Consider the following 24,226-nt stretch of genomic DNA (forward strand, 5'->3'; position numbering starts at 1 on the left):
CCCCTGCCCGTGACCCACCTCCCCTCCCCCGGAGAGCCGACCATGCCCTTGCAGCCACCCCTCTCGCTCGACGACGCCGCCCCGCCCACCGGACGAGCGGCCCCCAGCCGGACCACTGACCGGCCCGGCTCCGGCCCGCCGGTGCGCCGCACCCGGTGGCGACCTGCGATCCCGCTGGTCCGCCCCCTCCTCAAGGCCATCGACTGGACGCCACTCGTCATCGTCACAGCCTTCGCCGCAGCCCTGCTGACAGCGGTGCAGGCCGGCGAGACCCTGCCGCCGGGCGACGCACTGCTGCTCATGCGGATCACCGGCACCCTGCTCGGCTCCGCCGCCACGTTCGCACTGGTCGACGCCATGTCCGCCGACCTCGGCGCGGCAACCGTCCCCCGATGGGTACGGCAAGCGCTGCGCTGCCTGCTGGCCGGGGGCACCGCGGTCGTCATCTGGCTCGCCGCCTTCGCCTACGCCCTGTCCCGGCTTCCCGCCGACGCCCTCTTCCCGATCGGCGACCTGCTGATCGAGATGGGCGTCTGTCTGGGGATCGGGCTGGCCGCCGCCGCGGCCGCCGTCCGGCACGCCCAGGGGCGACAGGCTGCCATGGCCGCCGTGGTGGTGCAGCTCGGCCTGGTACTGGGCACCATCCTGCTGCCGGAGCAGATCCGGCTATGGCCGCCCACATGCGGATTCGGCCACTGGGACGAAGCGCACGCATTCTGGCTCGCCATGTTGCCGGTCCCGTACGCGTGCCTCCTCCTGGCCAACCGCGACCTGCGCCGCTGACCCACCCAACACCCAAGCCCCTGCTACACCCCAGACCGACCAGCAGAAACCCGGCTCTCCCGCGGGCCTGAAAGCGCGCGCCTGGAAAGACGTCGGGCGCGCGGGCGAGTGGTCGGCTGTACGGCTCCAACGCGTTGGGATGGGCTCGCGATTGCCTAGCTATAGCAGGGAATCGGCTCGCATATACAATGGGCGACCGTGACGACGTTTCGGATCAGCGAGGCTGCGGCGCTGCTCGGCGTGAGTGCCGACACCGTGCGCCGGTGGGTCGACGCGGGCCGGTTGGCGGCCGAACGGGACGAGCACGGGCACCGGCTGGTCGGGGGCGCCGATCTGGCGGCGTTCGCAAGGGAGCGGATCGAGGCCGAGGACGGGGGGCGCTCGTCGGCGCGCAACCGGTTGCGGGGCATCGTCACGGAGGTGATCCGCGACGCGGTGATGGCCCAGGTGGAGATCGCGGCGGGCCCGTACCGGGTGGTGTCGCTGATGAGCCGTCAGGCGGCCGACGAGCTGGGGCTGGAGCCCGGGGTCGTGGCGGTCGCGGTGATCAAGTCCACCAACGTGGTCGTGGAGATCCCCGAGCACGCGCGCGTGCCGAGCCCGTGAGGAGGCCCATCGGTGTTCAGGCGTCTGTCGCTGCTGCTCGCCGTCGTCGTCGTGCTGGCGGGGTGTGCGCCGGGTGAGGCGCGTGGCGGGGAGCTGACGGTGTTCGCCGCGGCGTCGCTGACGGGTACGTTCACCGAGCTCGGCGCGGCGTTCGAGGCCGAGCATCCGGGGGTGCGGGTGCGGTTCAGCTTCGGGTCCAGTGCCACGCTGGCGCAGCAGATCGCGCAGGGGGCGCCGGTGGACGTGTTCGCCTCGGCGAGTCCGGCCACGATGAAGGCCGCCACCGACGCGAAGGCGGTGACGTTCGCGCGCAACCGGCTGCGGATCGCCGTGCCGGTCGCCAATCCGGCCGGGGTCGACGAGCTGGCGGATCTGGCCGATCCGCGGGTGAAGGTAGCGCTCTGCGCCGAGCAGGTGCCGTGCGGGGCGGCGGCGGTCAAGGCCCTGGAGGCCGCCGGGGTGAAGGTCACCCCGGTCACCCTGGAGCGTGACGTCAAGGCGACGCTCACCAAGGTCGAGCTGGGCGAGGTGGACGCGGCGCTGGTCTACCGGACCGACGTGGCCGCGGCGGCGGGCAGGGTTACGGGCATCGACTTCCCGGAGGCGGCGCAGGCGGTCAACGACTATCCGATCGCCGCGCTGACGGCGGGGCCTGCGGCGGAGTTCGTCGAGCTCGTCCGGTCGGAGCGGGGGCGCGACGTGCTGACGAGGGCGGGGTTCGAGGTTCCATGAGCTCGGCCAACACGCCCGAGCCCCAGAAGCGTCCCGGCGCGCCACCGAAACGGGGCGGGGTGCCGCCGGGGCGGAGTGGGGTGGTGGCTGGGCGGTTGCCGTGGGTGCTGGTGGTGCCTGCGGTGCTCGGGCTGGGCTTTCTGGTGCTGCCGCTGGCCGGGCTGCTGATCAGGGCGCCGTGGGCGACGCTGCCGAGCCGGCTGGCCGAGCCGCAGGTGCTGGAGGCGCTGCGGCTGTCGCTGGTGACGGCGACGGTGGCGACGGCGGTGTGCCTGGTGCTCGGGGTGCCGCTGGCGTGGCTGCTGGCGCGGGTGTCGTTCCCGGGCCGGCGGGTGGTGCGGGCGCTGGTGACGGTGCCGCTGGTGCTGCCGCCGGTGGTGGGCGGCGTCGCGCTGCTGCTGGTGCTGGGGCGGCGCGGGGTGGCCGGGCAGTGGCTGGAGTCGGCGTTCGGGGTGTCGTTGCCGTTCACCACGGCGGGGGTGGTGGTGGCCGAGGCGTTCGTCGCGATGCCGTTCCTGGTGATCAGCGTGGAGGGCGCGTTGCGCGGCGCCGACCAGCGGTTCGAGGAGGCGGCGGCGACGCTGGGGGCGTCGCGGTGGACGGTGTTCAGGCGGGTGACGCTGCCGCTGGTGATGCCGGGGGTGGTGGCGGGGGCGGTGTTGTGCTGGGCGCGGGCGCTGGGCGAGTTCGGGGCGACGATCACGTTCGCGGGCAACTTCCCGGGCCGTACGCAGACCATGCCGTTGGCCGTCTACCTGGCGCTGGAGACGGAGCCGGAGGCGGCGATCGTGCTCAGCCTGGTGCTGCTGGCCGTGTCGGTGATCATCCTGGCGAGCCTGCGTGACAGGTGGGTGAGCGCGTGACGTTGCATGCCCGGCTGGTGGTGAGGCGGCCCGCGTTCGCGCTGGACGTGACGCTGGAGGTGGCCGCCGGGGAGGTGGTGGCGCTGCTGGGCCCCAACGGCGCGGGCAAGACGACCGCGTTGCGGGCGCTGGCGGGGCTGACGGGCCTGTCCGGCGGGCACGTGACGCTGGACGGCCTGCCGCTGCACGAGCTGCCGGCCGAGCGCCGCCCGATCGGCATGGTGTTCCAGGACTACCTGCTGTTCCCGCATCTGTCGGCGCTGGACAACGTCGCGTTCGGGCCGCGCTGCCAGGGCCGGTCGAAGACGGCGGCGCGCCGGGTGGCCGCCGAGCTGCTGGAACGGGTCGGCCTGGCCGCGCAGGCGTCGGTCCGCCCGGCGGGGCTGTCGGGCGGGCAGGCGCAGCGGGTGGCGCTGGCGCGGGCGCTGGCGGTGCGGCCTCGGCTGCTCCTGCTGGACGAGCCCCTGGCGGCGCTCGACGCGCACACCCGCCTGGAGGTCCGCTCGCAGCTGCGCCGTCATCTGGCGGGGTTCGACGGAGCGACGGTCCTGGTGACGCACGATCCGCTGGACGCGATGGTGCTGGCCGACCGGCTGGTGGTGATCGAGGACGGCGCGGTCGTCCAGGAGGGCTCGCCCGCCGACGTGGCCCGCCGCCCGCGCACGGCGTACGTGGCGCGGCTGGTGGGGCTGAACCTGTATCAGGGCCTGGCGGAGGGGCACCGGGTCAAGGTCGGCGAGCTGCTGCTGACGGCGGCGGAGCGGGTGGACGGGCCGGCGTTCGTGGCATTCTCCCCGGGGGCGCTGGCCCTCTACCGCTCCCGGCCCGACGGCAGCCCGCGCAACCTGTGGCAGGCCACGATCGACGGGATCGAACGGCACGGCGACAACGTCCGCGTCCATCTGGAGGGGCCGATCGCCGCGTTCGCCGACGTCACCCCGGCCGCCGTGGCCGACCTGGACCTGAGCCCGGGCCGGCTGGTGTGGGCGGGGGTCAAGGCAGCGGAAACGCACGCTTATCCGGCCTGAGGGGCGAGACCAACGGGCAGGTACGGTCCTGGCCACCGCCGGCGGCATGCAGCGGGCGCAACCGGCGTGGCCGACGCGACCGGGGCGGGAGCAAGCGAGGGCTGGGGGTCGGGGGCGAGAGCCCGCTAGATCTACCTGCGCCTGCCGGATCGGGTGCGGGGCTTCACGCCGGGGGGCCCGTACGTGGGGAGGTCTCCGGTATGACCGTCACCAGAGAAGAGACCAAGGTCCGCGGGCACGAGCTGACCGAGAAGATCAAGCAGGTGATCCACGAGGGGAACGTGCGCCGGATCATCCTCAAGGACTCCCACGGCAACACCGTGCTGGAGGTACCCGTCACCGTCGGGGTGGCGGCGCTGATCGTCGCCCCGGTGATCACGGCGGTCGGCGCGCTGGCCGCGATGGCCGCCGAGTGGAACATCCAGATCGAGCGCACCGACGACGAGACCCGGCAAGCCCAGGAGGCCCAGCAGGCGGCGCCGGTGACGCCGCCGCACGAGCACATCGGCTAGGGCGAGCGCACGACGGCGAGGGGGCAGGGCGCGTGCTGGAGCAGCGCCTGGCTGACCGAGCCGAGCACCATCCCGGCGAGGGTGCCGCGCCCGCGTGAGCCCGCGACCAGCAGTTCGGCGCCGGTCGCGGCCTGCCTCAGGGCTTCCACGGGGTGCGCGTGGACGGTCTCCTCGATCACGGGCACTCCGGGGTGGCGTTCGCGCGGCCCGGCGAGCAGGTCGGCGAGCACGGTCCGTTCGGCGTCGTCGAAGGGGCCGGGCCAGTTCCAGGCGTGGACGGCGCGCACCCGGCAGCCGCGCAGCCGCGCCTCGGCGAAGGCGAAGTCCAGCACCCGGGCCGAGGTTTCGGAGCCGTCGACGCCGGCCACGATCTCCTGGCGGGGCGAGGAGGGCACCTCGCGGACCAGGACGACGTCGCAGGGGGCGCGTCCGGCGACGCCGTGGGCGACGGAGCCGACGAGCATGCCGCGTACGCCGCCGATGCCGTGGCTGCCGATGACTAGCAGTTCGGCGTCGCGCCCGGCGGCGATGAGCGCCTCGCGCGGGTCGCCGGCCAGCAGCGTCGTCTCGACGTCGGCCTCGGGCCGGTCGCGGCCGGCCCGTTCCCGGGCGGCCTGCAGCACGGACCGGCCGCCTTCGCGCATCCACGCGGCCACGTCGGCCAGCCTGCCGTCTCCGGTCTCGACGGCCCAGCGGGTCATGGCATGCGCGATGAGCAGCGGCACGTGGCGCAGCTCCGCCTCGGCGGCCGCCCACGCGGCGGCTTCCAGCCCTGCTCTGGACCCGTCAACCCCCACTACGATCATGCCCTCCCTCTTTCCAGAGGGGCGATCGGCTAACTGCGCCGACCGTAATGCCGGGATATGTACGGGCCGCCGGAGGGTTCCTAGCCGTCGACCAGTGACCGGTAGACCTCGCCCAGGCGGCCGGGCCAGGGGGTGAAGTTGACCAGCGCGTCGTCGGCGTGGGTGAGCTGGCCGAGGCCGCCGACCGTGACGAGGGCGCGCAGCGCGGGGTCGGTGATCGCGGCGACGGTGGCGGCGTGGAAGCCGGCGCTGTTGAGCACCCGGTACGGGCGGACCGCGTCGTTGATCCCGACCCGGAAGTCGCCGAGCACGGGCTCGACCGGCGCGCTGAGGCCGAGGTCGTTGTGCCGGCGGCCGAGCTCGGCCAGCGCCTCGGGCAGCCGGCCGGCGTCGAGCAGCGGCCCGATCGTGGCGGCGGCCTCCAGCTCGGCGAACGCGGTGCCGAACCACTTGGCGTAGGGCCGGTAGCGGCGCTCCTGGAGGAAGCACATCTCCATGACGAGCTCGCTCAGCCGGGCGGCCAGCAGGCGTCCGCCGCGGGTGTCGCCCGCCTCGGCGGTGCGGCCGATCAGCGGCTCGGTGTTGTGGATCAGGTGCCACTGGGAGGCGACCAGCCAGCGCCACACGTCGACGGGGTACCAGGCGAGCAGGTCGCGGACCCGGGTGAGCTCGCCGGCGTCGTCGCGGAACACCTCGCCCCGGGTGACGTGCAGCAGCCGCTGCTGGGGCAGCGCGAGCCAGGCGGCGTGGTCGAGGCCGTCGCGCGGGTCGAGGCCGAGCCGGTCGCGGATCCACGCGTCGAAGGTGGTGATCTCGACGTGGTGGGTGACGGCGCCGGCGGCCAGGGAGAACCAGGCCGTCGGACGTCCCTCGTGCTCGGCGGGCAGCCCGCCGGCGACGGCGCGGCGTACGGGCTCGACGTCGGCGGCGGCGACGAACACCTGGGCGCGCGGCCCCCATTCGTGGTCGGTGGAGCGTTCGCTGTCGTAGCCGAGCACTTCGGAGCCCTCGCCGAGCAGGCAGGCGGTGTGCGGCACCGGCACGAGCGGCGCGAGAACGTCACGGTAGAAGGAGCGGGCCAGCGCGAGGCCGGGGCGGAAGTCCGTCATCGCCCGGCACCTTACCGCGTGGGCCGGTGCGGCGTGGGTAGCGTCCCCTGGGGGAAGGGGGAACGACATGACGGGGACGGGCGATCTCGGCCGCCGCATCGCGTACCACCGCGAGCGGCTCGGGCTGTCGCGCGAGCAGGTGGCGGGGCGGGCGGCCATGTCGCCGGGCTACCTGCAGTATCTGGAGGAGAATCCCGGCAATCCGAGCGCCGACGCCCTGTCGCGGCTGGCGACGGCCCTCGGCACCACGGCCGAGGACCTGCTGGGCGGGACCGCCGACCGGCCGCCCGGCGGCGGGCCGGCGGCGGAGTCGCCGCACGTGGAGGTGCTGGACCGGGAGGAGTGCCTGCGCCTGATCGAGCCGGGCGGCATCGGCCGGGTGGCGTTCGACGGCTCGCACGGGCCGACGGTGCTGCCGGTCAACTACCGCCTGCACGACGGCGCGATCCTGTTCCGGACGGCGTACGGGGGGCCGATGGACCGGGATCTGCGCACCGGCGTGCAGGGCGTGGAGATCGTGGTCGGCTTCGAGGTCGACCGGATCGACGAGGCGCAGCGGGAGGGCTGGAGCGTGCTGGTGCAGGGCCCGTTCCACCACGTGCCGCCGGACGAGGCGGCGGAGCTGTCGGCCTCGGACGTCACCCCGTGGGTGGGCGGCGACCGGACGCTCTACATCCGCATCGTGCCGCACCAGATCACCGGGCGGCGGATCCACGGTCTGTGACGAGGCGGGGCCGGGCGAAGTCGCGGTTGTCGACGACGGCGTCCATGCGCGGCACCGGGTCGGCCTCGGCCAGGTAGAGGCGGGCGGCGACGAGGTAGCGGTCGCGGTGGACGGCCTCGGCGCCGGAGCCGGCCCAGTTCGCGTCGCGGGCGGCGCCGCGCCGGATCGACAGGTCGGCGTCCACGTCGACCCAGATGCGGTAGTCCCACCACTCGTCGATCTCGGGGCGGAAGGCGAACACGCCGTCGACGACGAGGACGCTGTCCGGGGTGAGCGGGGCCGTGGTGGCGGAGTGGTCCACCTGGGTGAGAGGGTCGATGGAGCACAGCGCGCAGGAGGCGGCCTCGGGGTCGCGGCACGGGCCGAGCAGGAGCCGCTTGAGCGCGTCGTAGTCGTAGGCGTTGCGGTAGTAGCCCTCCCCCGACTCGCGGTCGTACAGGTGGCGGTCCTTCCACGGCTTCTTGAAGTCGTCGAGCGTGGCGCGCAGGGCGGGCCGGCCGGTGGCGGCGATCGCCTCGGCGAGCTCGTGGCCGAGGCTGGTCTTGCCGGCGGCGGTGAGGCCGTCGATGCCGACCAGGAGGCGCCCGCCGCCCCGCGCCAGGACGCGGGCGGCCAGGTCGCGGACGAGCGCGTCACGTTCGGGCGAGGCCGGGGCGGGCAGCGGCTGCTGCCAGGTCGAGACCGAGTGGTGTACGGACGTCATGACCGGCACCTTATCGGCGGCCGGTGGGCTCCCAGCCGGGCGCCCCGGTGCGCGGGCCGCGGCTGCGGTAGACGATGTAGGGCCGGGTCAGGTAGCCGATCGGCGCGGTCAGCATGTGCACCAGCCGGGTGAAGGGCCAGATGGTGAAGAGCACGAGTGCGCTGAAGGCGTGCGCCTGGAACAGCAGCGGCGCCCCGGCCATGAGCTCGCCCCGCGGCCGCAGGTAGAAGATCGACCGGAACCAGGGCGAGACGGTCGCCCGGTAGTCGTAGCCGCCGTCGAGCACGTTCGCGGCGACGGTCGCGGCCAGACCCAGCACGATGACGAGGGTCAGGACGGCGTACATGAGCTTGTCGTTGCGGGTGGTGGCGGTGAAGACGGGGCCGACGGTGCGGCGGCGGTACAGCAGGATGGCCAGGCCCGCCAGCGTGCACGCCCCGGCGATGGTGCCGAGGACGACGGCGGTCACGTGGTAGGCGTGCTCGCTGATGCCGGCCGCCTCGGTCCACGACTTGGGGATGACGAGGCCGCCGACGTGGCCGAGGATGACGACGAGGATGCCGAAGTGGAACAGCGGGCTGCCGACGCGCAGCAGCCGCGACTCGTACAGCTGGGACGAGCGGGTGGTCCAGCCGAACTTGTCGTAGCGGTAGCGCCACACGTGCCCGAGCACGAAGACGGTCAGGGCGACGTACGGGCAGATCACCCACAGCAGCAGGTCGAGCGGGTTCATCCGTTTCCTCCGGAGAAGAAGCCGACTTCCTCGGCGGGCGGGCCCTGCTCGGCCAGCCGCAGCGCGGCGGCGCGGTCGCGGGCGGTGGCCGGCGGCAGCGTGGCGCGCACGGCGGCGACCACGTCGGCGTACGGCGAGCCCGCCTCGCGCAGCGCCTCCAGCAGCAGGTCGAGGCCGGCCAGGTGCTCGCGCATCAGCCGGACGGCCTGGGCGGTGGCGCCGCGTGCCGACAGCTCGCAGACGACCGCCAGGTGGTCGGGCAGCTCCTCGGGCCCGGGCTCGAACCCGGCCTCGCGGAAGGCCTGCTTGAAGCGGAGCAGCGCCAGGCCGCGCCGGCGGGTGTCGCCGTAGGCGTAGTAGGTCAGGTAGGGCGAGCAGCGCCGTTTCAGGTCGAACGTGGCCACGTAGTGCTCGGCGAGCTCGCCGAGCGGGGTGGCGGCGGCGTGGTCGAGGAAGGCGGCCAGCCGCCGGGCGGGCTCGCCGCGCGGCAGGGCGCGCACGGTGTCGGCGAGCAGCGGCAGCGCCTCGGCCAGCCGCTCGTCGGGGTAGCCGAGCAGGACGGACGCGGCCAGGTGCACGGTTCGGTCGCTCACGGCTTGTCCTCCCGGCGCGGGAACAGCCCTTCGGGGGTGCCCTTGCCGTCCCAGTTGAGCAGGTTGACGCGGCCGTGCAGCTCGTCGGCGCGGTCGAGGGCGTCGCCCGCCTGGCGCTGGCGCAGCGCGTGGAAGTTCTCCACGGCGACGGGGGCGGGCGCGCCGGACGCCTCGCCGAACGGGCCGTTCATGCCGGGGCCGCCCTCGTAGTCGAGGCTGCAGCCGAGCTCCTCCAGCTGGGCGCCCTGCTCGGCGTGGGCGGCGGGGATCACGTACCGCTCGTCGTAGGGGGCCAGGGCCAGCAGCCGGTGCATCCGCTCGACCTGCTCGCCCGTCATGCCGACGGCCGTGGCGATGGACTCGTCGGGCTCCTGGCCGAGATTGAGGCGGCGCATGTAGGAGCGCATGGCGGCCAGGCGGCGCAGCACGGCGCGGACCGGCTCGGGGTCGCCCGCGCTGAACAGCTCGGCCAGGTAGCCGATCGGGATGCGCAGCGCGTCGATGGCGCCGAACAGGTTGCCGGCGTCCTCGCCGTCGTGCCCGGTGCCCGACAGCGCGTCCACGACGGGTGACAGCGGCGGGATGTACCAGACCATCGGCATCGTCCGGTATTCGGGATGCAGCGGCAGCGCCACCCCGTACTCGAAGATCAGCTGGTGGACGGGCGAGCGGCGGGCGGCCTCCAGCCAGTCGTCCGGGATGCCGTTGGCGCGCGCCCCGGCGATCACCTCCGGGTCGGCCGGGTCGAGCAGCACGCCCTTCTGCGCCTCGAACAGGTCCCGCTCGTCGGCCACGCACGCGGCCTCCTCCACCCGGTCGGCGTCGTACAGGATCAGGCCGATGTAGCGCAGCCGCCCCACGCACGTCTCCGAGCACACGGTCGGGATGCCGACCTCGACCCTCGGATAGCAGAACGTGCACTTCTCCGCCTTGCCGGTGCGGTGGTTGAAGTACACCTTCTTGTACGGGCAGCCCGTCACGCACATGCGCCAGCCGCGGCAGCGGTCCTGGTCGACGAGCACGATGCCGTCCTCGGAGCGCTTGTACAGGGCGCCGGACGGGCAGGAGGCCACGCAGGAGGGGTTCAGGCAGTGCTCGCAGATGCGCGGCAGGTAGAACATGAACGCCCGCTCGAAGTCGAGCTTGACCTCGTCCGACACGCGGCGCAGCACCGGGTCGGCGGCGGTCAGGGCGGGGGCGCCGCCGAGGTCGTCGTCCCAGTTCGCGCTCCACGTGATCTTCGTGGGTTCGCCGGTGATGAGCGAGGTGGGCCGGGCGACCGGGGTGTCCTGGGTGGCGGGGGCGGAGAAGAGCCGGTCGTAGTCGTAGGTCCACGGCTCGTAGTAGTCCTGGATGGACGGCATGAGCGGGTTGGCGAAGATCGTCAGGAGCTTCTTCAGCCGGCCGCCGGCGCGGAGCCGGAGCCGGCCGCGCCGGTTGAGCTCCCAGCCGCCCTTCCACCGCTCCTGGTCCTGGTAGGTGCGGGGGTAGCCCTGGCCGGGCCGGGTCTCGACGTTGTTGAACCACACGTACTCGGTGCCGGCCCGGTTCGTCCACGCCTGCTTGCACGTGACCGAGCACGTGTGGCAGCCGATGCACTTGTCCAGGTTCATGACCATGGCGAGCTGGCCCATGACCCTCATCAGTAGTCGACCTCCTGGGAGCGGCGGCGGATGACGGTGATCTCGTCGCGCTGGTTGCCGGTGGGCCCGAGGTAGTTGAACGCGAACGACAGCTGCGCGTAGCCGCCGATCAGGTGGGTGGGTTTGACGAGCAGCCGGGTGAGCGAGTTGTGGATGCCGCCGCGCCGGCCGGAGATCTCGCTCTTGGGCACGTCCACCACCCGTTCCTGGGCGTGGTACATGTACACGGTGCCCTGCGGCATGCGGTGCGAGACGACGGCCCGCGCCACGACGACGCCGTTGCGGTTGACGGCCTCGATCCAGTCGTTGTCGGCGATGCCGGCCCTGGCGGCGTCGGCCGGGCTCATCCAGATCGTCGGCCCGCCGCGCGAGAGCGTCAGCATGAGCAGGTTGTCCTGGTATTCGGAGTGGATCGACCATTTGGAGTGCGGCGTCAGGTAGCGCACGACGATGCCGCGCTCGCCCGACTCGCCGAGCCGGGGCTCGCCGAACATCGCGGTCATGTTCAGCGGCGGCCGGTAGACCGGCAGCGTCTCGCCGGCCTCCTGGATCCAGTCGTGGTCGAGGTAGAAGTGCTGGCGGCCGGTCAGCGTGTGCCAGGGCTTGCGGTGCTCGACGTTGAGCGTGAAGGCGGAGTAGCGGCGCCCGCCGGTCTCGCTGCCCGACCACTCCGGCGAGGTGATCACCGGCACCGGCCTGGCCTGCGTGTCGGCGAAGCGGACGCGCCGGTGCTCCTCGGCCAGCCCGTCGAACGACGTGCCGGTGCGCCGGGCCAGCGTGGCGAACCCCTGCGCGGCCAGCCGCCCGTTCGTGGTGCCCGACAGCGCCAGGATCGCCTCGCACAGGTGGGCGTCGGTGGCCAGCGACGGCCTGCCGGACGGCGTGGCGCCGTTGGCCCGCCGCAGCTCCTCCACCTCCTGCGACAGGTCGAACGCGATGCCTTTGGTGGCGGCGCCGAGCTTGTCGGCGAGCGGGCCGAGCGCGCCCATCTTGGCGGCGATCGCCCCGTAGTCCCGCCGCACCTCGACGATCTTGGGGAAGTCCACGCCGGGCGTCGGCACGTCGCCGGAGGCGCGCCAGTCGCGCACCCGGCCGTGCGGGGTGGCCAGCTCGTCGGGCGTGTCGTGCAGCAGCGGCGCCGCCACCAGGTCCGTGCGGGTGCCCAGGTGGCGGGCCGCGAGCTCGCTGAACGTCTCGGCGATCGCGTGGAAGGCGGCGAAGTCCGTACGGGTCTGCCACGGCGGGTCGATGGCCGGGGTGAAGGCGTGCACGAACGGGTGCATGTCGGTGCTCGACAGGTCGTGCTTCTCGTACCAGGTGGCGGAGGGCAGCACCACGTCGGAGAACAGCGTGGTGGACGTCATCCGGAAGTCCAGCGTCAGCAGCAGGTCGAGCTTGCCCTGCGGCGTCTCCTCCCGCCAGGTGACGTCACGGGGCCGCCGGTCCGGCCCGGCCTCCTCGGCGCGCAGCGAGGAGTCGGCGCCGAGGAGGTGACGCAGGAAGTACTCGTCGCCCTTGGCGGAGGAGCCGAGCACGTTGGCCCGCCACACGGTCAGCACGCGCGGCCAGTTCTCCGGCGCGTCGGGGTCCTCGCAGGCGAAGCCGAGCCGGCCGGTCGCCACCTGCTCGGCGACGTACGCGCCCGGGTCCCGCCCGGCGGCGGCGGCCTCGTCGGCCAGGTCGAGCGGGTTGCGGGCGAACGTCGGATAGGACGGCATCCAGCCCATCCGCGCCGAGGCGGCGATCAGGTCGGCGGTGGCGCGCCCGGCGAACGCGCCGCCGCCCAGCGGCGAGGACACCACGTCGGCGCTGAACGTGTCGTAGCGCCACTGGCCGGTGTTCAGGTAGAAGTACGCGGTGCCGATCATCTGCCGGGGCGGGCGCGACCAGTCCTGCGCGGAGGCCAGCAGCGCCCAGCCGGTGATCGGGCGGCACTTCTCCTGGCCGACGTAGTGCGCCCAGCCGCCGCCGTTGACGCCCTGGCAGCCGGTCAGCGTCGTCAGCGCCAGGAACGAGCGGTACATGGTGTCGGCGTGGAACCAGTGGTTGGCCCCCGCCCCCATGATGATCATGGATCGGCCACCGGACTCCTCGGCGTTGCGGGCGAACTCGCGCGCGATCCGCGCCGCCTTCCCGGCCGGCACGCCGGTGATCGGCTCCTGCCAGGCCGGCGTGTACGGCTCGGCGGCGTCGTCGTAGCCGGACGGCCAGCGGCCGGGCAGCCCGTCGCGCGCCACCCCGTACTGGGCGAGCAGCAGGTCGTGGACGGTGGTGACGAGGTGGCCGCCGATCCGCCGGGCGGGCACGCCGCGCTCCAGCACGCCGCCGCTGTCGCCGTCGAAGCGCGGCAGGACGACCGTTACCGGTTCGCCGCCCTCGTACAGGGACAGCGCCGGGTCGAGGTCGCCCAGGTCCAGGTTCCAGCGGCCCTCGCCGTGCTCGGAGTAGCGGAAGCCGAGCGAGCCGTTGGGCAGCGCCGGTCCGCCGGCGCGCTCGTCCCACACGGCCGTGGTGAACGCCGCCTCCTTCCCGTCGTGGCCCAGGTCGGCGGCGGTGAGGAACTTGTCCGGCAGGTAGCGGCCCGGCTCGCGCTCGCGCAGGCACACCAGGAACGGCAGATCGGTGAACTGCCGTACGTAACGGTCGAAGGCGGGCGTGACCCGGTCGACGAAGAACTCCTTGAGGATCACGTGCCCCATCGCCATCGACAGCGCCCCGTCGGTGCCGGGGTTCGGGGCGAGCCACTCGTCGGCGAACTTGGCCGCGTCGCTGTAGTCCGGCGACATCACCACGACCTTCTGGCCCCGGTAGCGCGCCTCGGCCATGTAGTGGGCGTCCGGGGTGCGGGTGACGGGCACGTTCGAGCCCCACAGCATCAGGTAGGAGGCGTCCCACCAGTCGGCCGACTCCGGCACGTCGGTCTGGTCGCCGAACACCTGCGGCGAGGCCACCGGCAGGTCGGCGTACCAGTCGTAGAACGACAGCATCGCGCCGCCGATCAGCGAGATGAACCGGGCGCCCACCGCGTGCGAGGCCATCGACATCGCCGGGATCGGGGAGAAGCCCGCCACCCGGTCCGGCCCGTACGTCTTGATCGCGTGCACGTGCGCGGCCGCGACGATCTCGGTGGCCTCCTCCCAGGTGACCCGGACCAGCCCGCCCTTGCCCCGCGCCGACTGATACTTGCGCCGCTTGTCCGGGTCCGTGGTGATCTCGGCCCAGGCGGCGACCGGGTCGCCGAGCCGCTTCTTCGCCTCCCGGTACAGGCTCACCAGGACGCCGCGCGCGTACGGGTAACGCACCCGCGTCGGCGAGTAGGTGTACCAGGAGAACGCGGCGCCGCGCGGGCAGCCGCGCGGCTCGTACTCCGGCCGGTCGCCGCCCACGCTCGGGTAGTCGGTCTGCTGCGCCTCCCAGGTGATCACGCCGTCCTTGACGTACACCTTCCACGAGCACGAGCCGGTGCAGTTCACGCCGTGCGTGGAGCGCACCACCTTGTCGTGGCTCCACCGGTCCCGGTAGAAGGCGTCGCCCTGCCGGCCGCCGATCTGGTGCAGCGTCCGCAGGTCGGCCGAGACCTCGCCGGGGCGCAGGTAGCGGCCCAGCCTCAGCAGCGCGTCGCTGATCGGGCCGTCGATGCCGGCCATAGGGATCACACCTCTCCGTCAGGCACGCGCCCGGGGGCGCAGGACGAACCAGCAGTAGACGAACGCGCCGCACGCCACCGCCGCCAGCAGCATCAGCCCGATCGCGTACGAGCCGGTGGCCTGGTAGATCAGGCCCATCACGATCGGCGGCAGGAAGCCGCCCAGGCCGCCGGCGGCGCCGACGACGCCGGTGGCGCTGCCCACCATCGCGCCGGGCACCGCCCGGCTGAGCACGGCGAACACCGCGCCGTTGCCGAGGCCGAGCGCCGCCGCCATCACCAGGAAGCCCACGGTGGCCAGGGGCATGGCCGGCGCGAACGACACCGCGACCGCGCACACCGCCACCACGGCCAGCGCCCAGCCGAGCACCCGCTCGCCGCCCAGCCGGTCGGCCAGCCAGCCGCCGACGGGCCTGGCCACCGTCGACAGCACGACGAACCCGGCGCTGCGCGCGGCGGCGTCGGCGACCTCCAGGTGGTAGACGCTCCTCAGGTACAGCGGCAGATAGACGCCGAACGCGACGAAGCCGCCGAACGTCAGCGCGTACATCCCGGCCAGCTCCCGCGTGGTGCGCAGCCGGGCGGCGGCCAGGAAGCGGCGGCCGAACGGCTCGGTCGCGGGCTCGGCGCCCGGCGCGTCCCGCCCGAACACCAGCATGACCACGCCGATGACGGCGAGCGCGACCGCGACGGTCCAGAACGGCGCCTGCTGGCCGAAGCGCTGCGCCAGCCACGGCGTGGCGAACCCGGAGATCGCGGTGCCGATGTTGCCCGCGCCGAACACGCCCAGCGCCAGGCCGCGCCGCTCGGGCGGGAACCAGGCGTTGACGAACGGCACCCCGACCGCGAACGTCGCCCCGGTCAGCCCCAGCACGAACCCGCCGGCGAGCAGCGCGGGATAGCTGGCCGCGTACGCCAGGAACACCACCGGGACGATGCCGAGCAGCGTGGTGACGCCGAACACGAGCCTGCCGCCGTAGCGGTCGGTCAGCGCGCCGAGCACGATCCGGCCCAGCGAGCCGACGATGACGGGCACCGCGACCAGCACCGACACCTCGAACGCGGTCAGCCGGAGCTGCTTCTCGTAGACCCCGCCGAGCGGGCTCAGCAGTCCCCACGCCCAGAAGTTGACCGCGAACGCGACCGTCGCGAGCACCAGCATGGCGACGCGGCTCGTCGTGGACGTGCCGGGCATGGACGACCTCCAGGCTCCACAAGGGACTTACCTGGCGTTACTCCCCCGAATTCGTCGCGGTAGACCTGGTGCGGATGAGACGCCTGAGGAGAACGCCCAGGTAGAGCAGCCAGCCGGCCGTCACCACGGCCAGCGTGGCGACCGGCCGCCAGCCGCCCGGCCCGGCGAGCTCCTCCAGCGACCGGCGGCAGATCGCCACCGTGACGGGCACCGTGTAGCAGGCGAAGAAGGCCAGCCCGAGCACCCGCCCGGCCACCAGGAACCACGCGTACACCCGCACGCCGCGCCGCGCATCGCCGCCCCGCCGCCGCAGGTAGGCCCGCGCGTCGGCCATCAGGTTCTTCTCCCCGGTGGCGTTGGCGACGGCGTAGTAGACGTCGGTGCGCATGAAGAACAGGAACTGCCAGGCGATCTGCGCCAGGCAGATCACCATGACCAGCCGCGCCACCGGCGCGTCCGTCACGGCCAGCACGCACGCGCAGGCGCACGCCAGCAGCCAGTCGACCCGCATCCCCGCCAGGTAGGCCCGGTAGCGGGCCCGGCGGGGCACCGCCCACACGCCGGTGATCCGCGTCTGCACGACCAGGAACTGCATCCGGGTGCCCAGCGACAGCTCCGCCCGCACGCCCAGCGACCGGGCGGCGGCGATGTGGCCCAGCTCGTGCACCAGCACGAGCAGCCACGACCCGGCCGCGAACGCCAGCGTGAACGCGAGGCTGTCGGCCCACACCAGCGTCGCCGGGTCCGGCAGCACGCCCGGCCGGGTGAGCGCGGCGGCGATCGCGCAGCCGGTCAGCAGCAGCAGCGCGGCGTCGGCCGGGCGGGAGAACAGCCACGCCACGTGCCCCGGCCTGATCCGGTCCCACACGTTGGGCGGGCGGCGCGGCGGGCTCAGCAGCCCGGCGCCGTCCAGGCCGCTGACGAACGCCTCCACGTCCACGTCGACGCCCCGCTCGGCCAGCACCCGGGCGCGCGCCTCGGCGGCCGTCCTGGTGCCGTCGAGCGCCGCGACCACGGCCGCCGCCACCTCCGGGACGTGCACGAACGTCTCGCCGTTGCCGACCACGTAGTCGTCCGGCCCGTCGGCGACGACGCTGAGGAACGACAGGTCCGTCCTCACCCGCAGACCCCGCACCCGGCGTCGCGCCCGTACGCCCTCGTGGTCGTCTCCAGCGTCAGCAGGTCCAGCCACACCGCCCGGCCGCGCAGCGCGGGCGGGCCGGTGCCGGTCAGGTGGCGGATCACCTCCGAGGCGAGCATCCCGGCCACGATCGCGCACAGCGGCCCGAACGACGGCGCGGCCCGGCCCTCGTTGTCGCTGACGGGCAGCTCGGCGGTGCCGTAGCGGGCGGCCAGGGCGCGTTCCTGGCAGGTCAGGCAGCCGGTCTCGCCGGGGACGACGAGCGGACCGGCCAGCCCGGTGTGCTGGTTGAAGCCGCCGGTCACGAAGGGCACGCCCGCCTCGACGCAGGCTTCGTTGACCCAGCGGCGGATGTGCGGCTGCGGGGTGTCGACGGTGTTGACGACCAGGTCGGCGTCCGTGGGCACGTCGCGCGGGCCGGTGATGCGCCGCGTGACCTGGGTGATCTCCACCTCTGGGCTGCGGCGGCGCAGCGCGCGGGCGGCGGCGTCGGTCTTGGCCGCGCCCAGGTCGTCCATCGTGTAGAGGTGCTGACGGTGCAGGTTGCCGAGCTCCACCCGGTCGTCGTCGAGCAGCGTCAGCCTGCCCACGCCCGAGGTCGCCAGGTGCAGGGCGACGCCCGCGCCGATCGCCCCGGCGCCGAGCACCGCCACGTGCGCCCGCGCCAGGTCGCCGAGTGCGGCGGCGGCCCGCCCCGCCGGATGGAACATCGCCAGGAACAGCCCGAACCGCCCCAGCCGGTCGTCGGCCGCCAGCGCGCCGAGGTCGGCCTCGGTCACCAGCACCCGCGCCTCCAGCAGCCGGTCGACCGCCGCGTCGATCTCCCGGGGCGCCACCTCGGGAATGAGCGCGTGCAACTCGCCGCGCGCCACCGGCTCGCGCGCGCACAGCCGGATGAGCCGGCGCAGCGGCTCCGGTGCGGGATCCAGGATCTGCCCGGTGGGCGGAAAGTCCCCCAGTCTGACTTTATTATTGACGTCATCAACAAAAAGTGGAAAAGCCGGATTCACCTGAACCCTTGCCAATGCCGCTCCCGGAACGCTGAGGTGCGGGGCCTCCTCCCGCGACGAAGGCCCCGCCGACGGTCAGCAACTGTTGCTGTTGCCTGTCGTCTCCACTTCTTCGACCTTCTTGATCTCGATCGTCATCGGCGATCCCTTCGTCGATCGTGATTGGCCGATGCGATCGTAAGAAAAAAAGGGGCGATTGCGATAGACCCAACGACATTTTTTCCTTGTTTGACAAAAGCCGCTATTCCAGTGAGAGAATCCTCAACCATGAGCGCCGGGGAGAAGGTGCGCTACTGGCGCCATCCAGGAATGGGCGGGCTCGACCTCATGCGCGCCCGCTACGTCGGCCACCGCTTCAGCCGCCACAGCCACGACACCTACGCCATCGGCGCCGTCGAGTCCGGCGCCGAGGCCATCCACCTGCCGGGCGGCCTGGCCCACGCCGGCGTCCACGAGGTCGTGCTCATCGACCCCGGCGTCGTCCACACCGGCCACGCCCACACCCCCGGCGGCTGGACGTACCGCGTCCTCTACCCCACGCCCGCCCAGCTCACCGCGCTCACCGGCCGCGACGCCCCGTCCTTCGCCCGGCCGGTGGTCACCGACGCCCGCCTCGCCGCGCTCGTCGTCGCCGCGCACCGCGCCGCCGAGACCGAGGACCCGCTCACCGCCGACATCGCCCTCCACCTGCTGCTGGCCCGCCTCGTCGCCACCCAGGCCCGGCCCCGCGCCGCCGCCCGCACCCTGTCCCGCGCCCTCTCCCGCACCGCCGCCGGGCCCACCGCCGCCGCCCGCGCCCGCGACCTCCTGCACGCCTGCCTCTCCCCGGAGACCCCCGCCGCCGCCCCGGCGGCGTGGAACTTTCACGCCCGCCCGCCCGGCCTGCGGGAGCTCGCCGAGGCCGTCGGGACCACGCCGTTCGCGCTCGTGCGGGCCTTCCGCCGCGCCTACGGCCTGCCGCCGCACGCCTACCTCACCCAGCTCCGCGTACGCCGCGCCCGCGAACTCCTGGCACGCGGCACGCCCCCCGCCGAGGCGGCCCAGGCCGCCGGGTTCTGCGACCAGTCGCACCTGTCACGCCACTTCCGCCGCATCGTCGGCACCACCCCCGGCGCCTACCAGCGAGCGGTGCAAGAACATCCAATCCCCCACACGCCGGGCCTTCCTACCGTGTCCGGATGACGCATCACCCCATCGTGCCCCTCGACCCCACCGGCGACGCCCTCCACGACCTGACCCGCGAGGCGACCGCGTTCCTGACCGATTGGCTCTCCGAACTGCCCGCCTCCCCCGCCAGCGACTACCGCGACACCGCCCGCCTGACCGCCCTGCTGCGCCGCCCGCCCGGCGACGACCCCGGACACCTCGGCGACCTCCTGGACACCTTCCGCCAGGCAGCCGGCCAGGGCGTCAACACCGCCGGCCCCGGCTACCTCGCCTACTTCCCCGCCGGCGGCCTCGTCTCCTCCGTGCTCGCCGAGATGCTCGCCCAGGCCGCCAACCGCTTCACCGGCGTCGCCCAGACCGCGCCCGCGCTCGTCGCCATGGAACACGGCGTCCTCACCTGGCTGGCCGCCCGCTTCGGCCTCCCGCCCGGCTCCGGCGGCCTCGTCACCACCGGCGCCTCACCGGCCAACCTGTCCGCCCTCGTCGCCGCCCGCCACGCCCGGCTCGGCGAGGACGCCCGCGACGGCACCCTGTACGTCACCGAGCACACCCACCTCAGCATCGCCAAGGCCGCCCGCATCGCCGGCCTGCCCGGCCGCGGCGTCCGCGTCGTGCCCTCCACCCCCGACCTGCGCATGGACGTGGCCGCCGCCGCCCGCATGATCGAAGCCGACCGCGCCGCCGGGCTGCGCCCCTTCCTCCTGGCGGGCACCGCCGGCACCACCAGCACCGGCACCGTCGACCCGCTCCCCGAACTGGCCCGCCTCGCCCGCGCCCACGACCTGTGGTTCCACGTCGACGCCGCCTACGGAGGCGGCTTCCAGCTCACCCGCCGCGGCCGCGCCACGCTCACCGGGATCGGCGAGGCCGACTCCATCGCCTTCGACCCGCACAAGAGCCTGTTCCTGCCGTACGGGACGGGCGTGCTCCTCGTCCGCGACCCCGCCCTGCTGCACGCCGCCCACGCCGCCGACGGCCAGTACCTCCAGGACATCGGCCAGATCGGCGGCCTGCCCGACTTCGGCCACCTCGGCGTCGAACTGACCCGCGAGTTCCGCGGCCTGCGCCTGTGGCTGCCGCTGCACCTGCACGGGGTGCGGGCCTTCGAGGAAGCCCTGGACGAGAAACTCGACCAGGCCGCCCTCGTCCACCGCGAACTCGCCGCCGACCCGCGCCTCGACGTCCCCTGGGAACCGGACCTCACCGTCGTCGTCTTCCGGCCGCGCGGCGGCGACGAGGCGGGCCGCGAACTGCTCGCCAGGATCAACGCCACCCGCCGCGTCTACCTGTCGAGCACCACCCTGGGCGGGCGCTTCTACCTGCGGCTGTGCGTCCTCAGCGTCCGCACCCGGCCGTCCCACGTCCGCCTGGCCCTCGACACCATCCGCACCACCCTCGACCACCTCACCCCCACCCCCTAACCCCACCCCCGGGACCGGAGCCCCAGCGGCCACTCCACCCGCACGCCCACGGACGCCCACCCGCAGGTGAACCCCGGTTCGGAGGGACGCCCCTGTCCGGGTGAGCGCCACATCCGGGCGGACGCCGCGGCCAGGCGGACGCCCCTCGGGGGGACGTCGCGCGTGGGGAAACTCCGGGCGCGAGGATGCCCGGGCCGGGGGACGCCCCTTCCGGGGACGCTCGGTCCGGGCGGGCAGCTTCCGGGCGGGCGCCCTCTCCAGGGGGGCGGCCCCCGTTCAGGGGACCTTGTGGGAGCGCGAGCTTCCCTCCAGGCCGTCGGGAAGGGGCGGGTTCCCCCGGGGTTCAGTCGGGGGCGGGGCGGCGTTCCAGCAGGTGCTTGCGCCGGAGAAGGGCGGCGCGGCGGGTGTGGGCGCGTACGGCGAGGAGGAGGGCGGCGGCGAGGAAGGCGCCGCCCACGGCCAGGGCGGGCAGCGGCGGGGTGGTGAAGGCGGCGACCAGGGCGGTCGTGGCGGCGGAGGCGACGACGGCGAGCCAGGCGGCGATGACCCGGTCGGTGGCGAAGAGCGGCACCCGCCGGGTGACCAGCCACCCCCCGTAGGCCGCCCAGGCCAGGCAGAACGCCAGGAACAGGGCGAAGGCCAGGTGGGTGCGCCCCGGCAGCGCCTCCTCGCTCGACCACAGCGCCCCCACGAACGCCGCCCCCGCCAGCCCCGCCACCAGCGCCACCACGGCGCGGACGCGGCTCCACGGCGACAGCGGCCCGGCCAGCCGGTCGATCATCTCCTGCGCCGTCGGGCGCGGCTCCTCATCCATGACTCTCCCTCAGTCGTCGCGCCAGCAGGCGGCGGGCCCGGTTCAGCCGGGACTTGACGGTGCCGGGCGGAATCCCGCACACCTGCGCGCATTCCTCCACGGTCAGCTCCTCCAGGTAGAACAGGACGAGCACCTCCCGTTCGGCCACGGGCAGCGCGGCCAGCCCGGCGACGAGCGAGGCGCGGTCCACCATCGCCTCGACGGGGTCGCCGGCGGCGGGTTCGGCGGCGGCGGGCTCCTCGGCGCGCCCGTACTCCTCGCGCAGCCGGTCGGCGACGGCCCGCCGGGCGACGGTGAACAGCCACGGCGTGAACCGTCCGGGTTCGCGCAGCCGGGGCAGCCCGCGCACCACCGCGAGCCAGATCTCCTGGGTCACGTCGTCGGCCCGCCCGGCGTCCAGCATGCGCCGCGTGTACGTCCACACGCGCGGATGCCAGCGGCGTACCAGTTCGGCCAGCGCCGCGCGCTCGCCGAGCTGGGCGCGCACCACCAGCAGCTCGTCCGTCATGTCGCCCCTCTCGTCAACCGGCTCAGTCGGCCCGGACGACCCCCCGGTTCACGATTCCCACATATGGGATATCGTCTCGCATATGGGAGACCTGGCGGAGAGACTCGCCGAGCGGCTGGCCGAGCTGCGGGCCGAGCGCGGCTGGTCGCTGGAGGAGCTGGCCGCCCGCGCCGGGATCAGCCGCTCGACCCTGTCCCGCCTCGAACGCGCGGAGATCAGCCCGACGGCCACCCTGCTCGGCAAGCTCTGCGCGGTCTACGGCCGGACGATGTCCCGCCTGCTCGCCGAGGTGGAGGCGGAGCCGCCCCAGCTCGTACGGGCCGCCGCGCAGCCGGTGTGGCGCGACGAGGCGTCCGGGTTCACCCGCAGGTCGGTGTCGCCGCCGCATCCCGGCCTGCGCGGCGAGGTCGTCGAAGGCGCCCTGCGCCCCGGCGCCGACCTGGCCTACGACGCCCCGCCCGTGCCCGGCCTGGAGCAGCACATCTGGGTCCTGGAAGGGGTCGTGGAGATCACCGCCGGCGGGCGGACGCACCGGCTGGAGGCGGGCGACTGCCTGCGCTTCCGCCTCTGGGGCCGCTCCCGCTTCCACTGCCCCGGCCCCGCCCCCGTCCGCTACGCCCTGCTCGTCGTCCTGCCGTGAAGGAGCCGCCGTGCCCGCCATCGAACGCCTGACCCCCGCCACGTACGCCGGCGCGGTCAAGGAGCTGGCCGAAGTGCTGGCCGACGCGGTCGACGACGGGGCCTCGCTCGGGTTCGTCGCGCCGTTCGACCGGCAGGCGGCGGCCCGGTGGTGGCACGAGCAGGAGGCCGCGGTCGCCGCGGGCGCCCTGCTCGTGTGGACGGCCCGTGACGACGCCGGCGGCATCGTCGCCACCGCCGGGCTGTCCCTGCCGGGCAAGGCCAACGCCCGGCACCGCGCCGAGGTCGTCAAGCTCCTCGTGCACCGCGACGCCCGGGGCCGGGGCCTGGCCCGCGCCCTGCTGGCCGCTCTCGAACAGGCCGCCCACGCCGCCGGGATCACGCTCCTGCTCCTCGACACGCGCAGCGGCAGCGCCGCCGAGAGCCTCTACCTGTCGGAGGGCTGGACCCGTTACGGCGTGGTCCCCGGCTACGCCGCCGACCCGGACGGCTCCCTCCAGGACTGCGGCTTCTTCTACAAGCGCCTCACATGAGGTAGCGCAGCCACAGGTACGGTGCGACCAGCGCGACCGTCACCGGTGTGACGATCAGCCCGTACTTGGTGAACTGCCAGAAGCTGATCGGCGAGCCGTTGCGCGCGGCGATGCCGAGCACGACGACGTTGGCCGCCGCCCCCACGGCGGTGGCGTTGCCGCCCAGGTCGGCGCCGAAGGCCAGCGCCCACCACAGCACCTGGCCGGGCCCGTCGCCACCGGTGGCCTCGACCAGCCGCTCGACGATCGGCGCCATCGTCGCCACGTACGGGATGTTGTCCACGATGGCCGAGAGCACGGCCGAGCCGCCGAGCAGCCCCATCGTGGCCGCGGCCACCTCCCCGCCGGTCGCCGCGACCGCAGCCTCCGAGAGCTGCCCGATCACCCCGGTCTCGACCAGGGCCCCCACCATGACGAACAGCCCGGCGAAGAACACCAGCGTCGGCCATTCCACCTCGGCGATGGCCTGCTCAGTCGTGATCTTGGTGGCGGCGACCAGGATTCCCGCGCCCAGCAGGGCGACGATCGAGGGCTCGTAGTGCAGGACAGGGTGCAGCACGAACGCCGCCATGACCAGGCCCAGCACGGTGAGCGACTGCCACAGCAGCCGCCGGTCACCGATCGCCTCGTTCTCGTCCAGCGCCATCACCGCCGCCGCCCGCTCCGGATCATGACGGAACGTCCGCCCGAACATCAGCCAGCACAGGCCGACGAACACCGCCATCAGGACGACCACCATCGGCGCCATGTGGATCAGGAAGTCGTTGAAACTGAGCCCGCCCCGGCTGGCGATGATGATGTTCGGCGGATCACCCACCAACGTCGCCGCACCACCGATGTTGGACGCCATCGCCTCCGCGATCAAAAACGGCACCGCAGAAACCGCCAGCCGCTCACACACCAAGAACGTCACCGGCGCGATCAGCAACACCGTCGTCACATTGTCCAGCAACGCCGACGCCAGCGCCGTGATCAACACCAGCAACACCATCAACCGAAACGGCCGCCCCCGCGCCCGCTTGGCCGCCCAGATCGCCAGATACTCGAAAACCCCCGTCTCCTTCAGCACCCCCACAATGATCATCATGCCCAGCAGCAGAAAAATCACATTCCAGTCGATCCCGGAATGCTCCGAAAAGAACGCCGCCTCCGCACCCGTGGCATGGATCAACAACATGATCCCCGCCCCACCCAGCGCCGCCGCCACCCGATGCACCTTCTCCGACGCGATCAACGCGTACGCGACAAGGAACACCGCCACACTCACCCACGCCAGCACGCCCACCCAGCGCACACCCTTCGTCCCAGCGTCAACGA

General features: G+C 73.7%; 24 protein-coding genes. 11 read left to right on the plus strand and 13 right to left on the minus strand.

Going from position 1 to position 24,226, the window contains the following annotated elements:
• The 6 genes from KME80_RS37140 to KME80_RS37165 all read left to right on the plus strand — a co-directional run.
• The coding region (locus tag KME80_RS37140; RefSeq protein WP_219512168.1) for a hypothetical protein at positions 1 to 783 on the plus strand (783 nt) is incomplete at its 5' end.
• Positions 784 to 981: 198 nt separating this feature from the next.
• Complete coding sequence (locus KME80_RS37145; protein WP_219512170.1) at positions 982 to 1,389, plus strand: TOBE domain-containing protein; 408 nt, start codon at positions 982 to 984, stop codon at positions 1,387 to 1,389.
• Positions 1,390 to 1,401: 12 nt separating this feature from the next.
• The gene (modA, locus tag KME80_RS37150; protein ID WP_219512172.1) at positions 1,402 to 2,121 is read left to right on the plus strand and encodes a molybdate ABC transporter substrate-binding protein; all 720 of its coding nucleotides are present in this window, start codon (positions 1,402 to 1,404) and stop codon (positions 2,119 to 2,121) included.
• Positions 2,118 to 2,984, plus strand: a complete 867-nt coding sequence (locus tag KME80_RS37155; RefSeq protein WP_372455414.1) for an ABC transporter permease — start codon at positions 2,118 to 2,120, stop codon at positions 2,982 to 2,984. The genes modA and KME80_RS37155 overlap by 4 nt, the downstream gene beginning before the upstream one ends.
• On the plus strand, positions 2,981 to 4,012 hold the full coding sequence (locus tag KME80_RS37160) for an ABC transporter ATP-binding protein (RefSeq protein ID WP_219512174.1): 1,032 nt from the start codon (positions 2,981 to 2,983) through the stop codon (positions 4,010 to 4,012). The genes KME80_RS37155 and KME80_RS37160 overlap by 4 nt, the downstream gene beginning before the upstream one ends.
• A gap of 200 nt (positions 4,013 to 4,212) precedes the next feature.
• A complete protein-coding gene (locus tag KME80_RS37165) occupies positions 4,213 to 4,524 on the plus strand; it encodes a DUF4342 domain-containing protein (protein ID WP_219512175.1) in 312 nt (103 codons plus the stop codon).
• Here the strand turns inward: KME80_RS37165 and KME80_RS37170 are convergent.
• Together KME80_RS37170 and KME80_RS37175 are read right to left on the minus strand one after the other, a co-directional pair.
• The gene (locus KME80_RS37170; RefSeq protein WP_219512183.1) at positions 4,521 to 5,330 is read right to left on the minus strand and encodes a universal stress protein; all 810 of its coding nucleotides are present in this window, start codon (positions 5,328 to 5,330) and stop codon (positions 4,521 to 4,523) included. The two genes, KME80_RS37165 and KME80_RS37170, sit on opposite strands and share 4 nt — an antisense overlap.
• 80 nt (positions 5,331 to 5,410) lie before the next feature.
• The gene (locus KME80_RS37175) at positions 5,411 to 6,439 is read right to left on the minus strand and encodes a DUF4037 domain-containing protein (RefSeq protein WP_219512192.1); all 1,029 of its coding nucleotides are present in this window, start codon (positions 6,437 to 6,439) and stop codon (positions 5,411 to 5,413) included.
• 67 nt (positions 6,440 to 6,506) lie between these two features.
• Here KME80_RS37175 and KME80_RS37180 point away from each other — a divergent pair, with 67 nt between their 5' ends.
• Positions 6,507 to 7,163 (plus strand): helix-turn-helix domain-containing protein, encoded by a 657-nt coding sequence (locus KME80_RS37180; protein WP_219512202.1) that lies wholly within the window; start codon positions 6,507 to 6,509, stop codon positions 7,161 to 7,163.
• Here the strand turns inward: KME80_RS37180 and KME80_RS37185 are convergent.
• The 8 genes from KME80_RS37185 to KME80_RS37220 are packed head-to-tail and all read right to left on the minus strand — an operon-like array spanning position 7,135 to position 17,827.
• Positions 7,135 to 7,866, minus strand: coding sequence for a nucleoside/nucleotide kinase family protein (locus KME80_RS37185; protein ID WP_246646388.1), 732 nt, complete (start codon positions 7,864 to 7,866; stop codon positions 7,135 to 7,137). The two genes, KME80_RS37180 and KME80_RS37185, sit on opposite strands and share 29 nt — an antisense overlap.
• A 10-nt stretch (positions 7,867 to 7,876) precedes the next feature.
• On the minus strand, positions 7,877 to 8,599 hold the full coding sequence (narI, locus tag KME80_RS37190) for a respiratory nitrate reductase subunit gamma (RefSeq protein ID WP_219512214.1): 723 nt from the start codon (positions 8,597 to 8,599) through the stop codon (positions 7,877 to 7,879).
• A complete protein-coding gene (gene narJ, locus KME80_RS37195; protein WP_219512236.1) occupies positions 8,596 to 9,192 on the minus strand; it encodes a nitrate reductase molybdenum cofactor assembly chaperone in 597 nt (198 codons plus the stop codon). The genes narI and narJ overlap by 4 nt, the downstream gene beginning before the upstream one ends.
• Positions 9,189 to 10,835, minus strand: coding sequence for a nitrate reductase subunit beta (gene narH, locus KME80_RS37200; RefSeq protein WP_219512245.1), 1,647 nt, complete (start codon positions 10,833 to 10,835; stop codon positions 9,189 to 9,191). Before narH ends, narJ begins: the two co-directional genes overlap by 4 nt.
• Positions 10,835 to 14,482 (minus strand): nitrate reductase subunit alpha, encoded by a 3,648-nt coding sequence (locus KME80_RS37205; RefSeq protein WP_219512251.1) that lies wholly within the window; start codon positions 14,480 to 14,482, stop codon positions 10,835 to 10,837. The genes narH and KME80_RS37205 overlap by 1 nt, the downstream gene beginning before the upstream one ends.
• Before the next feature lie 18 nt (positions 14,483 to 14,500).
• Positions 14,501 to 15,676, minus strand: coding sequence for an MFS transporter (locus KME80_RS37210; protein ID WP_219512262.1), 1,176 nt, complete (start codon positions 15,674 to 15,676; stop codon positions 14,501 to 14,503).
• A gap of 37 nt (positions 15,677 to 15,713) precedes the next feature.
• A complete protein-coding gene (locus tag KME80_RS37215) occupies positions 15,714 to 16,796 on the minus strand; it encodes a hypothetical protein (RefSeq protein WP_219512264.1) in 1,083 nt (360 codons plus the stop codon).
• On the minus strand, positions 16,793 to 17,827 hold the full coding sequence (locus tag KME80_RS37220; RefSeq protein WP_219512265.1) for a TOMM precursor leader peptide-binding protein: 1,035 nt from the start codon (positions 17,825 to 17,827) through the stop codon (positions 16,793 to 16,795). The genes KME80_RS37215 and KME80_RS37220 overlap by 4 nt, the downstream gene beginning before the upstream one ends.
• A gap of 267 nt (positions 17,828 to 18,094) precedes the next feature.
• Between KME80_RS37220 and KME80_RS37225 the strand changes: the two genes are divergently transcribed.
• On the plus strand, positions 18,095 to 19,009 hold the full coding sequence (locus KME80_RS37225) for a helix-turn-helix transcriptional regulator (protein ID WP_246646389.1): 915 nt from the start codon (positions 18,095 to 18,097) through the stop codon (positions 19,007 to 19,009).
• Positions 19,006 to 20,415 (plus strand): pyridoxal phosphate-dependent decarboxylase family protein, encoded by a 1,410-nt coding sequence (locus KME80_RS37230; RefSeq protein WP_219512272.1) that lies wholly within the window; start codon positions 19,006 to 19,008, stop codon positions 20,413 to 20,415. The genes KME80_RS37225 and KME80_RS37230 overlap by 4 nt, the downstream gene beginning before the upstream one ends.
• Before the next feature lie 343 nt (positions 20,416 to 20,758).
• On the opposite strand, the gene KME80_RS37235 is transcribed toward KME80_RS37230, so the two are convergent.
• Positions 20,759 to 21,229 carry a hypothetical protein gene (locus tag KME80_RS37235; protein WP_219512275.1) on the minus strand — a complete coding sequence of 157 codons (471 nt, stop codon included), beginning with the start codon at positions 21,227 to 21,229 and terminating at the stop codon, positions 20,759 to 20,761.
• Positions 21,222 to 21,737, minus strand: a complete 516-nt coding sequence (locus KME80_RS37240) for an RNA polymerase sigma factor (protein ID WP_219512283.1) — start codon at positions 21,735 to 21,737, stop codon at positions 21,222 to 21,224. The genes KME80_RS37235 and KME80_RS37240 overlap by 8 nt, the downstream gene beginning before the upstream one ends.
• 82 nt (positions 21,738 to 21,819) lie before the next feature.
• Here KME80_RS37240 and KME80_RS37245 point away from each other — a divergent pair, with 82 nt between their 5' ends.
• Together KME80_RS37245 and KME80_RS37250 are read left to right on the plus strand one after the other, a co-directional pair.
• Complete coding sequence (locus KME80_RS37245) at positions 21,820 to 22,377, plus strand: helix-turn-helix domain-containing protein (RefSeq protein WP_219512285.1); 558 nt, start codon at positions 21,820 to 21,822, stop codon at positions 22,375 to 22,377.
• 10 nt (positions 22,378 to 22,387) lie between these two features.
• Positions 22,388 to 22,909, plus strand: a complete 522-nt coding sequence (locus tag KME80_RS37250; RefSeq protein WP_308126091.1) for a GNAT family N-acetyltransferase — start codon at positions 22,388 to 22,390, stop codon at positions 22,907 to 22,909.
• On the opposite strand, the gene KME80_RS37255 is transcribed toward KME80_RS37250, so the two are convergent.
• Entirely contained in the window at positions 22,902 to 24,194 is a 1,293-nt protein-coding gene (locus KME80_RS37255; RefSeq protein WP_219512308.1) for an ArsB/NhaD family transporter, read from the minus strand. The genes KME80_RS37250 and KME80_RS37255 overlap by 8 nt on opposite strands.
• Between the last annotated feature and the right edge of the window lie 32 nt (positions 24,195 to 24,226).

It is taken from the genome of Nonomuraea ceibae, from assembly GCF_019396325.1.
Lineage (GTDB): Bacteria > Actinomycetota > Actinomycetes > Streptosporangiales > Streptosporangiaceae > Nonomuraea > Nonomuraea ceibae.

Excerpts from the sequence above, each read along its gene's own strand:
- KME80_RS37210 (WP_219512262.1), bottom strand. The coding sequence starts at position 15,676 with ATGCCCGGCACGTCCACGACGAGCCGCGTCGCCATGCTGGTGCTCGCG.
- narI (WP_219512214.1), bottom strand. The coding sequence starts at position 8,599 with ATGAACCCGCTCGACCTGCTGCTGTGGGTGATCTGCCCGTACGTCGCC.
- KME80_RS37180 (WP_219512202.1), top strand. The coding sequence starts at position 6,507 with ATGACGGGGACGGGCGATCTCGGCCGCCGCATCGCGTACCACCGCGAG.
- KME80_RS37245 (WP_219512285.1), top strand. The coding sequence starts at position 21,820 with ATGGGAGACCTGGCGGAGAGACTCGCCGAGCGGCTGGCCGAGCTGCGG.
- narH (WP_219512245.1), bottom strand. The coding sequence starts at position 10,835 with ATGAGGGTCATGGGCCAGCTCGCCATGGTCATGAACCTGGACAAGTGC.
- KME80_RS37235 (WP_219512275.1), bottom strand. The coding sequence starts at position 21,229 with ATGGATGAGGAGCCGCGCCCGACGGCGCAGGAGATGATCGACCGGCTG.
- KME80_RS37175 (WP_219512192.1), bottom strand. The coding sequence starts at position 6,439 with ATGACGGACTTCCGCCCCGGCCTCGCGCTGGCCCGCTCCTTCTACCGT.
- KME80_RS37225 (WP_246646389.1), top strand. The coding sequence starts at position 18,095 with ATGAGCGCCGGGGAGAAGGTGCGCTACTGGCGCCATCCAGGAATGGGC.
- KME80_RS37185 (WP_246646388.1), bottom strand. The coding sequence starts at position 7,866 with ATGACGTCCGTACACCACTCGGTCTCGACCTGGCAGCAGCCGCTGCCC.
- KME80_RS37170 (WP_219512183.1), bottom strand. The coding sequence starts at position 5,330 with ATGATCGTAGTGGGGGTTGACGGGTCCAGAGCAGGGCTGGAAGCCGCC.
- KME80_RS37230 (WP_219512272.1), top strand. The coding sequence starts at position 19,006 with ATGACGCATCACCCCATCGTGCCCCTCGACCCCACCGGCGACGCCCTC.
- KME80_RS37205 (WP_219512251.1), bottom strand. The coding sequence starts at position 14,482 with ATGGCCGGCATCGACGGCCCGATCAGCGACGCGCTGCTGAGGCTGGGC.
- KME80_RS37165 (WP_219512175.1), top strand. The coding sequence starts at position 4,213 with ATGACCGTCACCAGAGAAGAGACCAAGGTCCGCGGGCACGAGCTGACC.
- KME80_RS37240 (WP_219512283.1), bottom strand. The coding sequence starts at position 21,737 with ATGACGGACGAGCTGCTGGTGGTGCGCGCCCAGCTCGGCGAGCGCGCG.
- KME80_RS37155 (WP_372455414.1), top strand. The coding sequence starts at position 2,118 with ATGAGCTCGGCCAACACGCCCGAGCCCCAGAAGCGTCCCGGCGCGCCA.